17 protein-coding genes and 1 pseudogene are annotated in these 13,898 nt (G+C 67.0%); 6 read left to right on the top strand and 12 right to left on the bottom strand.

What is annotated here, in order from left to right:
- The 3 genes from BCR15_RS14575 to BCR15_RS03025 all read right to left on the bottom strand — a co-directional run.
- The coding region (locus BCR15_RS14575; RefSeq protein WP_141680016.1) for a hypothetical protein at positions 1-213 on the bottom strand (213 nt) is incomplete at its 3' end.
- Between the two features lie 278 nt (positions 214-491).
- A complete protein-coding gene (locus BCR15_RS03020; RefSeq protein WP_226996284.1) occupies positions 492-761 on the bottom strand; it encodes a hypothetical protein in 270 nt (89 codons plus the stop codon).
- Between the two features lie 5 nt (positions 762-766).
- Positions 767-994 (bottom strand): hypothetical protein, encoded by a 228-nt coding sequence (locus tag BCR15_RS03025; protein ID WP_068750320.1) that lies wholly within the window; start codon positions 992-994, stop codon positions 767-769.
- A gap of 116 nt (positions 995-1,110) precedes the next feature.
- Here BCR15_RS03025 and BCR15_RS03030 point away from each other — a divergent pair, with 116 nt between their 5' ends.
- Together BCR15_RS03030 and BCR15_RS03035 are read left to right on the top strand one after the other, a co-directional pair.
- Positions 1,111-1,338, top strand: a complete 228-nt coding sequence (locus tag BCR15_RS03030; RefSeq protein WP_068750322.1) for a FitA-like ribbon-helix-helix domain-containing protein — start codon at positions 1,111-1,113, stop codon at positions 1,336-1,338.
- Positions 1,335-1,727, top strand: coding sequence for a type II toxin-antitoxin system VapC family toxin (locus BCR15_RS03035; RefSeq protein WP_068750324.1), 393 nt, complete (start codon positions 1,335-1,337; stop codon positions 1,725-1,727). The genes BCR15_RS03030 and BCR15_RS03035 overlap by 4 nt, the downstream gene beginning before the upstream one ends.
- A gap of 83 nt (positions 1,728-1,810) precedes the next feature.
- Here the strand turns inward: BCR15_RS03035 and BCR15_RS03040 are convergent, their stop codons facing one another.
- The 4 genes from BCR15_RS03040 to BCR15_RS03055 form a co-directional block, all read right to left on the bottom strand.
- Entirely contained in the window at positions 1,811-2,074 is a 264-nt protein-coding gene (locus tag BCR15_RS03040) for a hypothetical protein (RefSeq protein WP_068750326.1), read from the bottom strand.
- 99 nt (positions 2,075-2,173) lie between these two features.
- Positions 2,174-2,557 carry a type II toxin-antitoxin system death-on-curing family toxin gene (locus BCR15_RS03045; protein ID WP_068750328.1) on the bottom strand — a complete coding sequence of 128 codons (384 nt, stop codon included), beginning with the start codon at positions 2,555-2,557 and terminating at the stop codon, positions 2,174-2,176.
- 67 nt (positions 2,558-2,624) lie between these two features.
- Positions 2,625-3,128, bottom strand: coding sequence for a metallophosphoesterase family protein (locus tag BCR15_RS03050; protein WP_068750330.1), 504 nt, complete (start codon positions 3,126-3,128; stop codon positions 2,625-2,627).
- 389 nt (positions 3,129-3,517) lie between these two features.
- Entirely contained in the window at positions 3,518-4,015 is a 498-nt protein-coding gene (locus tag BCR15_RS03055) for a hypothetical protein (RefSeq protein WP_068750332.1), read from the bottom strand.
- 714 nt (positions 4,016-4,729) lie between these two features.
- On the opposite strand from BCR15_RS03055, the pseudogene BCR15_RS15465 reads away from it, so the two are divergent.
- Positions 4,730-4,996: pseudogene (locus BCR15_RS15465) on the top strand (hypothetical protein); the annotation flags it as partial.
- A 26-nt stretch (positions 4,997-5,022) separates the two neighbouring features.
- Positions 5,023-5,268 (top strand): hypothetical protein, encoded by a 246-nt coding sequence (locus BCR15_RS15470; protein WP_369404255.1) that lies wholly within the window; start codon positions 5,023-5,025, stop codon positions 5,266-5,268.
- A gap of 15 nt (positions 5,269-5,283) precedes the next feature.
- On the opposite strand, the gene BCR15_RS15210 is transcribed toward BCR15_RS15470, so the two are convergent.
- From BCR15_RS15210 to BCR15_RS03070, 3 genes are all read right to left on the bottom strand, one after another.
- Positions 5,284-5,829 carry a nucleotidyl transferase AbiEii/AbiGii toxin family protein gene (locus BCR15_RS15210; protein ID WP_256094430.1) on the bottom strand — a complete coding sequence of 182 codons (546 nt, stop codon included), beginning with the start codon at positions 5,827-5,829 and terminating at the stop codon, positions 5,284-5,286.
- Positions 5,711-6,088: a nucleotidyl transferase AbiEii/AbiGii toxin family protein gene (locus tag BCR15_RS15215; protein WP_250638001.1), complete on the bottom strand. Its 378-nt coding sequence runs from the start codon at positions 6,086-6,088 to the stop codon at positions 5,711-5,713. Before BCR15_RS15215 ends, BCR15_RS15210 begins: the two co-directional genes overlap by 119 nt.
- 92 nt (positions 6,089-6,180) lie before the next feature.
- A complete protein-coding gene (locus BCR15_RS03070) occupies positions 6,181-6,765 on the bottom strand; it encodes a type IV toxin-antitoxin system AbiEi family antitoxin domain-containing protein (RefSeq protein ID WP_068750336.1) in 585 nt (194 codons plus the stop codon).
- Between the two features lie 97 nt (positions 6,766-6,862).
- Here BCR15_RS03070 and BCR15_RS03075 point away from each other — a divergent pair, with 97 nt between their 5' ends.
- On the top strand, positions 6,863-7,147 hold the full coding sequence (locus tag BCR15_RS03075; protein WP_068750338.1) for a DUF4143 domain-containing protein: 285 nt from the start codon (positions 6,863-6,865) through the stop codon (positions 7,145-7,147).
- 660 nt (positions 7,148-7,807) lie between these two features.
- On the opposite strand, the gene BCR15_RS03080 is transcribed toward BCR15_RS03075, so the two are convergent.
- Both BCR15_RS03080 and BCR15_RS03085 read right to left on the bottom strand, forming a co-directional pair.
- Positions 7,808-10,543, bottom strand: a complete 2,736-nt coding sequence (locus BCR15_RS03080; RefSeq protein WP_068750340.1) for a cation-translocating P-type ATPase — start codon at positions 10,541-10,543, stop codon at positions 7,808-7,810.
- Between the two features lie 251 nt (positions 10,544-10,794).
- Entirely contained in the window at positions 10,795-13,524 is a 2,730-nt protein-coding gene (locus BCR15_RS03085; RefSeq protein ID WP_078919981.1) for a phosphoenolpyruvate carboxylase, read from the bottom strand.
- A 49-nt stretch (positions 13,525-13,573) separates the two neighbouring features.
- Here BCR15_RS03085 and BCR15_RS03090 point away from each other — a divergent pair, with 49 nt between their 5' ends.
- Complete coding sequence (locus BCR15_RS03090; protein WP_068750342.1) at positions 13,574-13,897, top strand: helix-turn-helix transcriptional regulator; 324 nt, start codon at positions 13,574-13,576, stop codon at positions 13,895-13,897.
- Position 13,898 lies beyond the last annotated feature (1 nt).

Raw genomic sequence — 13,898 nt, forward strand, 5'->3', positions numbered from 1 at the left:
GTTGCCCTGGCAGTTCTGGGGCTCGTTGCCAGGGAGCGGTTCGGCGTCGACCCGGATGATGATGTCGTCGATGCCGAGTGAGACAACTGGCTGGGCGATCGCCCCGGTCACCCCGCTGGAGCATTCTACGCGAGTGACCTCGATAGTGACGGTCGTCGACGTGGCGGTCACGCGCTCGGAGTCGGCGAGAGTCCAGGTCGCGGCTGCGCCCACCTGGGGTGGGATCGTCGCGGTGACATCGGGGATCGCGCTAAAAGCCGTACGCGCCTCATGATCCGGCGCAGGACTGGCCTGGGGATCGGGATCTGGCTTTCGATCGGGCGCAGTACGTAGGTCTGATCAACCAGCTCCTTGATGCCGATTGGTCACACGGACTTCCGAAGGTGTAGGCGCTGCTGCGGGCATCCGACTGACACGACGGCACGCTCGCTGGGCTCCGAACCGGTCGGCCGTGGGACTGCCGAACATCCGTACATGCCGCACCTGGTGCGTCAGGCGACCTTGCTTGCGTAGCGCTGGCGGGCGGCCTCTCCGCTGGTGCCGACGAAGGCGCCGATCGCTGACCATGGCATGCCGGCTTCGCGGGCTGTGCGGATGGCGTCAATCACGTGGCGCTCGGCTTCGGATCGCTCCGCGACCGCTGCTCGGAGCAGGGCTACTGCACCGGCGTCGAGTTCGTCGTCTGGATTGGGTTCGTAGGACTCGAAGCGCGCCGCCAGCTCGTCGGCGTGCTGCAGGATCTCGTCAACAGTGCGTGGCATGGTCATCACCTCAGGAACTTCGCGCGGGCTTTCATTGCGTGGACGATGACGTGCACTTGATCGCCATCGACATAGCCCACCTCCAAGAAGATCGCGGACTGGTTGGGACCCACGATCATGGTGAACCCGTCGCCGAGATCCCAGATCCGAACCGGGTTGCGGTAGGCGTGGAGGATCTCATGTTCACCCAGGCCATGCTTGAGGGCGGACGGGGCGATGACTGGATCCTCCATCGATCCAAGGTAACTTGCGAACATGAGCGGGTCAAGTGTCGGGAACATCCTGATCTGCCGCGGTGAGTCGGTGGGCCGTGCTGACTGCGCTGCTTGCAGAGTGCTAGCATAGCGTCATGACGACCCTGTATATCCGTGACGTCTCCGACGATGTCGCCGCCACCTTGAAGGAACGGGCGGCGTCGGAAGGCATGTCGTTGTCGGCCTACGTCGCCGCAGAGTTGGCAAAGATCGCCACACGGCCCACGAACGAGCAGATCGTTGCTCGGCTCAGGGCGCGGGACCGCTCCAGCGGGCCCAGTTCCGACGACATCGTCGCTGCCGTGCAGGCGAGCCGCCGGTGATCGTGCTGGACGCCTCTGCGATGGTCGAGGCGCTGATCGGCAGCGAGGCGGCCGACGAGCTGCTGGATGCTCTCACCGGCGACGTGCACGCGCCGCACCTGCTCGACGTCGAGGTGTTGTCCGTACTCCGGGGCTTGCTCCTGGGCGGCAAACTCGATCCTGCTGTCGCAGAGGAGGTTCGCCGTGACCACTTCGCGTTCGCCATCAATCGCTACGAGGTCTCACCATTGGCTGATCGGATCTGGCAGTTGCGTCACCAGTACACGAGCTACGACGCCGCGTACCTCGCTCTGGCCGAGGCGCTGGATGCACCGCTGTACACCTGTGCCGCGAAGCTCGACAGCGGCGGCCACCACGCCAAGGTGCACCTACTCCACCGAACGCACTGACATGCCGCGGTGAGCGAGGGCAGCGTTCAGCTTCGGGTCGCCGAGCGCGACCGCCCCTAAAGCCGCCCGTGGCGCCGCACGGCCTACTCAAGCTGGTCTCGGTACAACGGAAGCTCGGCGCCGTACTCGACCTGTCGGGTCCTTCCCGGGAAGGCGTTGGCAAGGACGTTTGCCACGATGAGAGAGCACCCGACGGTGAACTCGATGTCCTCGTCGACTTCGCATGCGAGACACCAGGCCTCGTCCTCCGGCCATACGAGATGAGGGGGCACGAGGATTCCTGGCTCGTCCCAGGCCAGGGCCGGTGCATCCCTTAACACTGCGATGGGGCCAGTGAAGAGCAGCATCTCTCGGTTGGGAATGATCAAGCGCGGTGCTGCGGGTGCGGGCGGATTTCCGCCCCACCCAGTTTGCCGTGCAGCCTCTCGGACCCATGCCGCTGGTGGTCAGTGCCAAGACGCGAGGCGCGCCGACACTTCCTGGTACGTGGCAGTCCCGCTGGCGACCGCGATCACCAGGTCGTACGCCTCGTCGTCAGGCGCGTCCAAGTCGATGCCATTGAGTCCGTAGAACACCACCAGCGACAGCCAGCCCAGGCGCTTGTTCCCATCGACCAGGGCATCGTTGCCGACCAACGATTCCAATATCACCGCTGCCTTGTCGTCGAGGCCGGGATACGCATCCCGGCCGAAGACGCTCACTCGCGGGCGGTGGACCGCGGAGTCGAGCAGTCCGATGTCGCGAACGGGGCCAACTCCAAGGTCCTCCACCAACGACAGGACCCAACTGGACGAGTTCTGGACGGCGTGGGGCTTCCTCACCGAACGCATCGAACAGCTCCACCGAGGAAGGTTGTTGCTGCCGGGTGGTGCGACCAGCCTGCTCACTGAGAGGCGGTCAGCGTGATCCCGATCGTGGGAACCGGACAATCTCAGTGCCCCAGGTGCCCGCGTCGACGGTGAGCACGGCGAAGCTGGGCGACGGCTCACGCCGCGGGTCAGAGACAGATCCCGGGTTCAGCAGGTGCACGCCATCCTCGACGCCGTCCCACGGGATGTGCGAGTGGCCGAACACCACGACATCGGCCTGCGGGAATCGTCGCCGCATGCGGCGTCCGCGGCCCTGCTTGGGGCCGGCGATGTGGATCATGGCGATCCGAACGCCCTCGGCCTGGAACTCCAGGTCGTCGGTGGCGCCCCAGTCCCGGACCGCCTCGTCGTCGTTGTTGCCCATCACCACCCGTACGGGGGCGTACTTGGCGAGCTCGTCCAGGACCTCCGGCACGCAGACATCGCCGGCGTGCAGGATCAGGTCGGCGGTCCCCAGCTCGGACGCCGGCGCCGGCGGCACCCCCTTCCAGCGACGAGGTGCGTGCGAGTCGGCTACGACGACGATCCTCATCACCAGCGGGCCCTCCTGACACACCAGGCGGGAACGCCCACGCCTACAGCCTTGTTGGCAGCACCCAAGGTCCGGTCAGGGGGCTCCGTCATGGGCCGAGGCTATCAAGCGAGCCGTCCGCCACCCGCGCCACGCAGCCTGCCTCGCGAGCTGCGCTCACCCTCACGTAGCTCGAAGCCCACCGCCTGACCTGCCGCGGGGACTATCGATCCCGCCGCCCGCGATTGCGTCGACGGATCTGCTGAACTCGGGATGCTCCTCACTCGGTGATCCTCGTCCCCACTGAGGCGGAGGCCAAGAACGACAAAACCCCCAGTCAGATCAGCTCATCTGCCAATTGACTGGGGGTTCCAGATTGTGCGCGAGAGAGGAGTTGAAGCTCTCTTCTATCAGCCGATAATGGCCCCCTGACAACGTCTTATGTGGGTTGATTGCCACTTCGTCACCTTGCCGTGGGGAATACGTGGGGAATAGTCCTGCACCCGAGACCCACGCGGATCTCGCGTCCAGGGCTGCCCCTCAGCATAGGTGGCCGGCACCCACGCATCACCGCCGAAAGCTGCCCGGTTCATCGGCAGCGCTGCCAGCAGGTCGTTGCCCAGGGAGGCGAACGCGGGAGCGACCGTGGCGTCTCTTCCTGCGGCAGACGATGAAGGGAGCACGATCCGACGCCGGGGTGAGAACGCGTGCAGGCGCAAGATCTCGACGGCTTCATCGGCAACGACCGCTGCGTTCAGGTCACCCCCGCACTTGGTCAGTTCCAGCTGGTCGCAGGTGTCGACCGCCCGCAACAGCCCGAAGGCGCCGAGACCACCAATCTCCCCCGCATGGTCGGGCACGAGCAGCAGCGACCCCAGAACGCTGGCGTGACACTCCTCGCACTGCATCGCGGCCTCCCGTCACCGGCAAGACAAGCCAGTCACCCCGCATAACGGGTGCCGACCGCAGCCGGTGGACAGCTTCGGACACCACGGGGCCCCCACCCCGCCTCAAGCCACCGGACACCACAGGGCTGAGAGCACGACGTGACGCTTGCTGGCGCGTGGTTTGCTTTCGTTCTCCTCGCCGAAGGCGGAAGCCGCTGGGTGGAACGCCGGTGGCGCTGCTCACCCACCTGGGGGCCACCCTGGACGAGTGGGACCCCCGCGTGGTCGACGCCCTCGCCCAGCAGCATCGCGTCATCGCTCTGGGGGCACTGCCAGGGGCGGGAAGCTCCACCGTTAGCCGGGGTGGCGGCACGTCATCCCACCACTGGACAGGGAGAAGCGGACCGCCAGCCCGGTTCGACGGGCGTTCTCGAGGGCGGCGCTGCGGCCTCATCGGTGCTCCCGGCAGGCGCTACGGCGAGCCGTCGTGGCGATTCCACTGAGCCTCAACCCACGACGACCCTCACGCGTGCCAGGTTGTGGAGTCTGGCGAAGGGGGTCGCCGGGTCCGCGTCGCGCTGACCGGTGACTCGAGCCGATGAGCAGCGCGACCAGCGCCGCCACGAGATTCTCGCCACCACCCGGGCAGATGCTCACGGGCAGGACGGTCGCCGAACGGTCGCCGACATCAGCCTCAACGAGATCGCCCGACAGGTCGGCCTCGCCAAATCCAACGTGCTGCGCTACTTCGGCTCCCGCGAGGCCATCCTGCTCGCCCAGGAGTACGACGCATGGGTCGACGCGGTCTGTGACGCGCTGCCACGCGCCGGCGAGCCCGATCAGGTCGAACGGGTTTCCGGCGTCCTTGCCGCCACCGCTGCCGAGCAGCCCCTCCTGTGCGAACTGCTCATCGCCGCCCCCACGGTGCTCGAACACAACGTCACCTCGGATGAGGTGATCGCGTTCAAGCTCGCCGTCCAGGCCTCGATGCAGCGGCTCCTCGTCGCTCTGACGACCGATCACGGCGAGTGGGACCCTCCTCCAGGGATCAATTCTTCGGCGGCCTGCACTCCCTCATCACTGGTCTGTGGGCGCTCGCCCACCCCTCCGCGGCGCTCATCGAGGCCATGGCCCGCGAGCCACGCATCCAGGCCCTACCACACGGGATGGAGGCCGCCACCCGTGAAGCACTCGCCACCCTGATCAACGGTCTGCCGGGCTGGGGCTCGCACACGGCGCCGCCACCTCAGCCCAGCTGGTCGGTCAGGGCGTGAGCGGCACCTGCCGATTCACTCCCAGGACTTCGCCGAAGGGTTCCATTGTCCCACTGCCGTCTCCGACAGCACGGGGTCGGCGAAGCCTGCGACCGCTGCGAGCACGTCGGCGAACGCCCCGGGAAGTTCATGCTCGCGGTGCGATCGCGTGCGCCATGCGCGCCACCTCTGCTGGGCCCAATCGCCCATCGGCGCGAGCGCCGGCAGAAGAGGCGCGAACGCCACGTTCCGGTACTCGGCCACGGTCTTCACCGACGCTCGGAACTCGGCCGCGCCGACCGGATGAAGACGGGTCAACACGTACACGTCCGCGAAGTCACGCCAGCGGGTGTTGGCGATACCGCGGTCGATTGCGGTGACGACCTTCTCCGCGAGCACCATCGTCAGCGGGTAGCCCAGCAGCCTCACCGGCGGGAGCCCGAGGGGCACGACGCGGGGAAGGTCAACAAGACGAGGTGCGGGCCAGATCGGGTCGCCGAAGTTCACGTCGATCCCGACAGCTAAGCCGTGAAGTGCCCAGCGTCGCGGTGAGCTTGACCCGCACTCCCGCGTACTCGCCATCCTCACGAATCGTCATCGCTGTGACGCTGGCCAGGTCGAACGCGAGCCCGTCGTCGACCTCCAGCGCCGCGATGATGCGAACGCGCTCGGCGACCTCCTCAGGGTCGCCGATAAGCCTGGTGGCTTGCAGGTCGATGTCTTTAGTCGGGCGGCGCGCAGCGAACGCGGCCAGCAGTACGCCGCCCTTCAGCACGAAGTCATCGCGGTGCTCCGAGAGTGCGATGCGCGCCAGCAACCCTTCGAGGGCGTACAGGGTCATCAGCTCCTGAACGTCTCCGCCTGCCTGTCGGGCGAGCCTGCGGATGGCGATGCTCGCGTCGCCCGCCGGTGTGCCGTGCTGCGGGCTCGGGGTCACAGCAGCACTTCCAGCGCCGACTGAACCGCGGGACGCGCCTTCGGGAAGGAGTCAGCCAGCGCCAGTAGCGCGCCGGGACTGTTCCCCCTGCCACGCACCCACCGCTTGAGCGCACCGATGGCGAGGTCGCTGCCCCATACGTGCCGCAGCCGGAACAGGTCGATCAGGGTGCGCTCCCCCGAGAACAGGCCGATGGACAGCCCGAGCGGCAACTCATACTCGAGGCGCCCGATGCCGAAGGTGTCAGGATCGAAGCGGTGCCAGGCAATCGGCGCATGCTGGAGGGTGACCGGCTGCGTGCCGCGCGGGATGGCGATGTCACTGCGGGCGGGGATCTCATCTGTCAGCTCGTGCAGCGACAGCGCGGTGAGCAGGCACAACGTCGCGTCGGGCTTCTTCGCGGCGACCGCCATCCACGCGGCCGTCGTGTCATCCGTGAGCCCCGCCCGCAAGAATAGACCCGGGGCGATGCGCTCAAAATCCCCCGACTCGATCAGCCGGTCAAGACCATGTCGGGTGAGCCCCTGCGCGGCCAAGTCGTCGTAGCGCAGCAGGTCAGGAAGCATCGCAGTGTCCATCATCACCTCACGCTCGACAGAATCAGATACAGATACATCATACCTGTGACGGTTTCCGATGACAGCGCACGCATTTCGAGTCGTTGACCGCCCAATCGGTGTGCGGGTCTACGCCGAAGCAGCCGACGCCCGCATCGGGCACCTTCGCACCAAGAACACCCACCACGAAATCGACCTGATCGTAGAAGCGGCAGACCGATCCACAATCGCGATCGAGGTCAAACTCACCGACACCATCAGACCCGCCAACGTCAAGCACCTCAACTGGCTCGACCAACAACTCGGCGACTGCCTCGTCGACCAGATGATCATCCACACCCGCAGACACGCCTACCGCCGCCCCGACGGCATCGCCGTCGTCCCCCTCGCACTCCTCGGGCCCTGAACCACCCAGCACCCCCGTCGACATAACCCGAACCCAGGCGCTACCGAGCGGAGGGGCATCCCCAACGCCGCAAAGAACCTGACAAGCGAGTCCTCTACAAGGGGACCCTCCCCCTCCTCGCCCTCCGCGACTTGACCGAGGTCGGCAGGTTCACACCCCGCGCGAAACTCTGGCCGCGGCGGTTGTGGCTCCACCCGCACGGCGGCAGCGGCGCGTCGTCGCAGGTGACGAGCTGATGTCGCCGTCGGGCAGTCAACGCTCATGACATCGGATTCTCTGGATAATCCGATGGAATAGCCGACAGGCGCTGGTCTCCTCGTCGAAGAGCAACTCGCCGCCGCCTGCCCTCCGGCTCGTCGACTCCTCAGGGGTAGCACTGATCGTTCTCGGTGAGGACATACCGGCTATCCAGACGCGAGTACGAAATCGCCCGATGGGCGCTCGGCCACGGCCAGGATGTGATGGATCAGCCGCGGGCCACGTCCGACACGTTCTCTCGGATGCTGTTGCTGGCCGGGTTGGCCGACCATGAGGGTTGAGGTACACAAGTTTGGCCCCAACCTTCTATGCCGATGGAAGGGAGCGGGATGACCGCAACCGACACACTGGATCGTGAGGAACGACGGGTACCTGATCCTCGCCCGCTGCACCAGCCCGGCCTCAGTGGCGTCCGATGCTGATACCAACACCCCTGCGACGATCGACGGCCTTCACGCTCTCGATCAGCACCAGCAATCCGACGCCGGTGGCCGCTGCGATCATCAGATCGACCGCGCCCAGCGGCTCCAGCCTCAGGAAAACGCCCAGCGGCGTGTAGAGCGCTGCCAACTGCAGTGCCAGGACCAGTGCGGCGATCCACAGCAGCAGCGTGTTGGAGCGCCACCCGATCGTGGTGAGCGAGTCGTGGTGGGACCGGGTGGCGAAGGCCTGCCCGATCTGCAGGAACGCCAGGGTGGTGAACAGCATCGACTGCCACGCCGGGTTGCCGGTTTCGTGGTACCAGAAACCGATCCCCAGCGCCACGAAGCCGATGACCAAGCCGATCCACACGGTCCGGCGGCCCAGGCCACCCGTCCAGAGACTCCCGCCTGGCACATGCGGAGGCCTGCGCATCACCTTGGACTCGGCAGGCTCCTTGCCCATCGCGAGGCCCAGCAAGCCGTCGGTCATGAGGTTGAGCCAGAGCAGCTGCAGCGGGAGCAGGGCCACGGCCGCCGTCCCATCGAAGGGGAGGAGGAGGAACGGGATGGGCCATCCGACCATGACGATGATCTTGCCGAGGTTTCCGGCCACGGCGAACGAGACGAACCGGCGCAGGTTGTCGTAGATGACCCTGCCCTCCTCGACGGCGGCAATGATGGTGGCGAAGTTGTCGTCGCGCAACACCATGTCCGAAGCCTCCTTCGAGACGTCGGTGCCGGTGATGCCCATGGCCACGCCGATGTCGGACTTCTTCAGTGCGGGTGCGTCGTTGACGCCGTCGCCCGTCATGGCCACGATCTGGCCGTGACGCTGCAGCGAATCGACCAGCCGGAGCTTGTGTTCGGGCGAGACCCGGGCGAACACGTTGACCGTGCGGCTGGCGTGATCGAACTCCTCGGCGTCAAGGCGGTCCAGCTCGACGCCTGTCAGCACTCCACCGTCGCGCCCGATGCCGAGCTCGCGGGCGATCGCCTGCGCAGTCAGAGGGTGGTCGCCCGTGATCATGACGGGTCGGATGCCGGCGCCCTGACAGGTGGCCACGGCTGCGGCCACCTCGGGCCGCGGGGGATCGATGATGCCGACGACACCCACCAGGACGAGGTCGGTCTCAGGATCGGCCGGCGTGCGGCCCGGAGGAATGAGCCGCACGGCAAGGCCCAGAACCCGCTGACCACGAGAGGCCAGGTCCTTGTTGGTGTCCTCGACCCAGGCGCGTGCCGCATCGTCGAGGGCTCGGATGGCGCCGTCGGCAAAGACTCCCGTGGCGCGCGTGAGGAGCCCGTCGACGGCTCCCTTGACAAAGATGAGATCAAGGTCTTGCGGGAGCTGTGCGAGCTCAGGCACCTGTCCGGCTAGCGGCGCATGCCGGGTACTCATGCGTTTGCGCTCGGAATCGAAAGGCAACTCCCCGATCCTCGCCATCACAGAGCGCAACGTCACGACATCGATCCCACCGGCCTGGGCGGCCTCCAGCAGGCAGGTCTCGGTGGGGTCGCCGATGGTCTTGATCCCCTCCCCGTCGACGTGGCGAATCTCGGCGTTGTTGCACAGCGCCCCGGCCGCCAGCGCGACAAGGGCCGCACTTGAGGGCGCGTCGCCGCCTGGGGTCCAGGTACCGTCAGGCAGGACGAGCGTGGAGACGGTCATCTTGTTCTGGGTGAGGGTGCCCGTCTTGTCCGAACAGATGGTGGTGACGGAGCCCAGGGTCTCCACCGCAGGCAGTTTGCGCACCAGCGCGTTGCGCCGCAGCATCCTCTGTGCACCCACAGCCAGCGTGAAAGTCACGACGGCCGGCAGACCCTCGGGGATGACCGCCACGGCCACCGAGATGGCGGTGAGCACGAGGTTGCTCCACGTCTCACCGCCCAGCGCGCCGAGTATCGCGACCACACCTGCGACGACCACGCCGAGGAGGGCCAACTGCTTGCCGACGTGGTCGAGGCGCGCCTGGAGCGGGGTCTGCTCCGAGGTGACCCCTTGCAGCAGGTCGGCGATTCTGCCCAGCTGCGTCGCCATGCCGGTGGCGATGACCAGGCCGACGCCGCGGCCGTAGGTGACCTCGGTGCCTGAGAAGGCCATGTTGATGCGATCCCCGACGGGAAGGTCTTCACCGGCCAGCGGCGTGGTCTTCTTGTCCACGGCCTCGGATTCGCCCGTCAGGGCGGCCTCCTGGATCCGGAGGGAGACCACCTCGAGGAGGCGCAGATCGGCCGGGACGACGGTGCCCGCGTCAAGGTGGACGACATCGCCCGGCACCACCTGCCGGGCCGGCACTGAGACGGTGACGCCGTCGCGCCGCACCCGCACAGTGGGGACCGTCATCTGTCGCAGCGCGGCGATGGCCTTCTCCGCGCGGTACTCCTGGTAGAAGCCGAGCAGCGCGAACATCAGCACGATCCCGCCGATGGCTCCGGCTTCCAGGAATTTGCCGAGGATCAGAGACAAGAAGGTGGCCGCAATGAGGATCAGCACCATCACCGAGGTGAACTGCTCCCACAGGATCTTCCAGGCCGGCTTACCGCCACGGTCCACCAGTTCGTTGGTGCCGTAGCGCTTCAAGCGCTCCTCGGCCTCCGCCGTCGAGATCCCGGAGGCCCGGGAGTCGATCCGCTCAAGAGCGTCCTCCACACTGATCACATGCCAGGAGGGATCAGTCTCGACGGGGCTGTCAGCGGTGAGATTCTCTATGGACAAGTCTGTCTCCTGGTGTGAGGTGCATAGAAAGGAAGTACGTCGAGTCCCGCCAGATGGCCGATCCCACGGGCTTGCGCCGTACTGAGGTCGGACCCGCTTCGGGATACTCCCTCTCCGGACGACCTCGAGGAACTCGCCCGTGGGAGCAGCCGCAATGAGAGCGCCCCGGACCCGGGCGGCGAGGAGCCCTCAGTGGGATCGATGCCAGTTGGAGAAGGCGGAGAGCAGCGCAGCGCCTGTTACCGCTTCGGCTATCCAGTGTTCTGCAGCCCGGCCGCTGCTCCGTTCACGGTGGTCAACAGGACCCGCGTCCACAGATCCGGGTCCTCCTGCGAGGGGGCGTCGTCTCTTGGAGCAGCCTCGCGCATGACGCGCAGTGCGCGCAACTGGAGGTGGCTGAGCGCGTCGATGGACGGGGCCCGCAGAGCAATCCGCGTACCGAGCCGGGGCTTGCGCTCCAGCAACTCCCCCTGTTCGAGGATCGCCAGCACCAGGCTGCGCGTCATTTCGAACTCCTCCAGCACCGCGCTTGTGACGCCCTCGTGCCCGCCGAGCGCGAGGAACGACTTCGCCAGGCGCGGGTTCGCCTTCGCGAGGCTCATCTCCGCGATGTCGATCATGCTGGCAAACAGCGGCCATTGACGGTAGGCAGCGCGCAACCGCTCGAGGTCATCCACAGCGGCCAACCCGGAGCCCAGCCCGAACCAGCCGGGCACGTTCGCCCTGATCTGGGACCAGGCGAACACCCAGGGGATGGCCCGGAAGTCACTCAGATCCCTGCCCTTCTCCGCGCCGCTTCGCCGCGCCGGACGGGATCCGAGCCTCAGCCGCCCCAATTCTTCGAGCGGGCTCGACTCAGCTACGACGTCGGCAAAGCCAGGCGTGCGCACGAGGCTGAGGTAGGTCTCGCGAGACACCCGCTCCACCGTCGTCGCGACATCGTCGAATTCCTCAGCGGCGGCACGGTTGCGGTGCACCACGTCGTCGGTGTCTGCGAGCAGCACCGCCGAGGTGAGCCGTTCCAGGTGCGCTTGGGCCAGGGTCACGTCCGCGTATCGGGCAAAGATGACCTCGCCCTGCTCGGTGACCTTGAAGCGACCGGAGACCGAACCCGGAGGCTGGGCCATGATGGCCCGGTGCACAGGGCCTCCGCCACGGCCCAGGGAGCCGCCCCGGCCGTGGAACAACGTGAGCTGGATGCCGTGGCGCTGCGCCCACTCCACGATCTGGGTCTGCGCCCGGTAGAGGGTCAGAGTCGCGCTGGCCGGTCCGACGTCCTTGGCCGAGTCCGAGTAACCGACCATCACCTCGACGTGCCGGTCCACCTCGTCGAGCCAGCGGCGGGTGCTCTCCAGGGTGAGCCACTCTTCAAGGACAGCGACGGCCCCGCGCAGGTCGGCTCCGGTTTCGAACAGCGGAACCACGTTCAACCTGAGGGCGCCGTCACCGACCGCGAGGCGGGCAAGAGCGCGCACCGCGACGAGGTGCTGAGCCTGCTGGGTGAAGCTCACTACGTGACGGCCGCAGGACTGAGTCCCCCAGCGCTCCTGAAGCCAGGACATGACCCGCAGGGTGTCGAGTACCTCACGGGTGGCGTCGGTGAGTGCCCGGACGTGGGCCGGCCAACCGTTGACCGCGAGAGAGTCGAGCATCTCCAGCCGCGTGGGGCTGCCGGGCGCCTCCGGGTCCCAGTCGAGTTGCCCGAGCAGCTCGTCCAAGACTCGCCGGTGCACGTCGCTGTGCTGACGCACCTCCAGGTCGGCCAGGTGGAAGCCGAAGGTTTCGGCCAGCCAGATCAGGTGTTGGAGCTCCCCGAAGGCCGCCCGTGTGTCTCCTGCCCGCTCCAGGGAGGTCTGGATCAGATTGAGATCAGCCACCAACTCAGCGGGCTCGCGGTACGCGAGATCGATCTGGCCCTCTCTGGTGGCGGTGAGCCTGGTGGCGACGAAGAGCAGCTTCTGCCGGTGCGGCTCTCCGGGAGACGAATTGCGGATGCCGTGGAAGATCTCCGGCGCCGTGACCGCATCACGGGCCAGCGCATTGGCCAATTCTGGCGATGCGGGGCTGGCGTCCTCGCTCATCGTGAGGGTGCGGGCGATGCGCTCCGCCGCGGTGGTGAGCGCCTTGAGGATGCAGTCCGCCTGGATGGACATGGTTTGCCGGGTGACCTCGGCCGTGACGAACGGGTTGCCGTCACGGTCACCGCCCACCCAGGAACCGAACCGCAGGAAGCCGGGCACCGACGGGCGACAACGGCCCGGCTCCCCGTCGGCGATCGCGGACTCGACGGTGCGGTACAACCGGGGCACCGCGTGGAACAGCGTCTGGTCGAACACGGACATCACGGTGCGGACCTCGTCCGCGGGTTGAGGTGGTGAGGTGCGCAGGGGCGAGGTGCGGCTGAGGATGTCGATCTCCTCCAACATCCGGCGCTGAGCGAATTCCCGCTCCTGCGAGCCGGAGCCCGGATCGTCGTAGCGGTCCAGTTGTTCGGCGATGCGATGAAGGGCCGAGGAGACGGCGCGCCTGCGAGCCTCCGTGGGGTGCGCGGTCAGCACCGGATGGATGCGGAGGTTCTTCACCGCCGCCGCTGCGGGGCCGAGTGCGGCCACCGCTGGCCACACGTCCGGCGCTGTGCCCGCCACCTCGGACTGTGTTCCGCGGATGAGCCTGGAGCGATACCGCTCCTCGCTGAGGTTGATCAGGTGGAAATGGACGGTCAGGGCCTGCGCGAGTTGGAGTGCCTGCGGAGCGGTGAGCGCCCCGACGATCCGGCCAGGCTCTTCGGGGTCGCCGCCATCGGCGGCCCGTGCCGCGGAGTCCTGCACTTGACTCATGAGCGTGGCGAGCGCCCCGGCGCCCGACTCCCGGAGCACCTGGTCGTGGAGCTGCGTGAGGAGTTCGATGTCGGCTTCCAGGAGCCGGTCGAGACCCGAGGGGTCGTGTTCCAGGTGGATCGCATCGGTGAGGGGAGTGATCATGGGGTCCCTTTCTATTTCATGAATTAAAACTCGCGTATCATGCTTCATTATGGCATCCGGCGACTGGACATTTCTCTCCAACTACGGCCACGTGATCGTGGCCCTAGCCAAGAACCCTACGGCGAGGATGCGAGACATCGCGCAGCAGGTGGGGATCACCGAACGCGCCGTGCAGCAGATCGTCAGCGAGTTGGTGAGCCAGGGTTACGTGGTCAAGGAGAAGGCGGGGCGTCGGAACCAGTACCGCCTGGCTCCCGACACCTACCTGCGGCACAGCCTGGAGGCCCACGCCAAAGTTGCCGACTTCGTGGCGATGGCGTGCGGTGCGGCAGCGAGGGATGAACCCGGGACTCCGGGCAGGGCTGAGAGTTGAT

Source organism: Tessaracoccus lapidicaptus, from assembly GCF_001693815.1.
GTDB lineage: Bacteria > Actinomycetota > Actinomycetes > Propionibacteriales > Propionibacteriaceae > Arachnia > Arachnia lapidicapta.

Bases quoted from the DNA above. Each gene is read 5' to 3' on its own strand.
- BCR15_RS03040 (WP_068750326.1), bottom strand. From the start codon at position 2,074: ATGCTGCTCTTCACTGGCCCCATCGCAGTGTTAAGGGATGCACCGGCC.
- BCR15_RS15215 (WP_250638001.1), bottom strand. From the start codon at position 6,088: ATGACCCTGTACGCCCTCGAAGGGTTGCTGGCGCGCATCGCACTCTCG.
- BCR15_RS03020 (WP_226996284.1), bottom strand. From the start codon at position 761: ATGCCACGCACTGTTGACGAGATCCTGCAGCACGCCGACGAGCTGGCG.
- BCR15_RS03055 (WP_068750332.1), bottom strand. From the start codon at position 4,015: ATGCAGTGCGAGGAGTGTCACGCCAGCGTTCTGGGGTCGCTGCTGCTC.
- BCR15_RS03025 (WP_068750320.1), bottom strand. From the start codon at position 994: ATGGAGGATCCAGTCATCGCCCCGTCCGCCCTCAAGCATGGCCTGGGT.
- BCR15_RS03085 (WP_078919981.1), bottom strand. From the start codon at position 13,524: ATGATCACTCCCCTCACCGATGCGATCCACCTGGAACACGACCCCTCG.
- BCR15_RS03090 (WP_068750342.1), top strand. From the start codon at position 13,574: ATGGCATCCGGCGACTGGACATTTCTCTCCAACTACGGCCACGTGATC.
- BCR15_RS03030 (WP_068750322.1), top strand. From the start codon at position 1,111: ATGACGACCCTGTATATCCGTGACGTCTCCGACGATGTCGCCGCCACC.
- BCR15_RS03045 (WP_068750328.1), bottom strand. From the start codon at position 2,557: ATGCGTTCGGTGAGGAAGCCCCACGCCGTCCAGAACTCGTCCAGTTGG.
- BCR15_RS03050 (WP_068750330.1), bottom strand. From the start codon at position 3,128: ATGAGGATCGTCGTCGTAGCCGACTCGCACGCACCTCGTCGCTGGAAG.
- BCR15_RS03070 (WP_068750336.1), bottom strand. From the start codon at position 6,765: ATGATGGACACTGCGATGCTTCCTGACCTGCTGCGCTACGACGACTTG.
- BCR15_RS15210 (WP_256094430.1), bottom strand. From the start codon at position 5,829: ATGGCGAGTACGCGGGAGTGCGGGTCAAGCTCACCGCGACGCTGGGCA.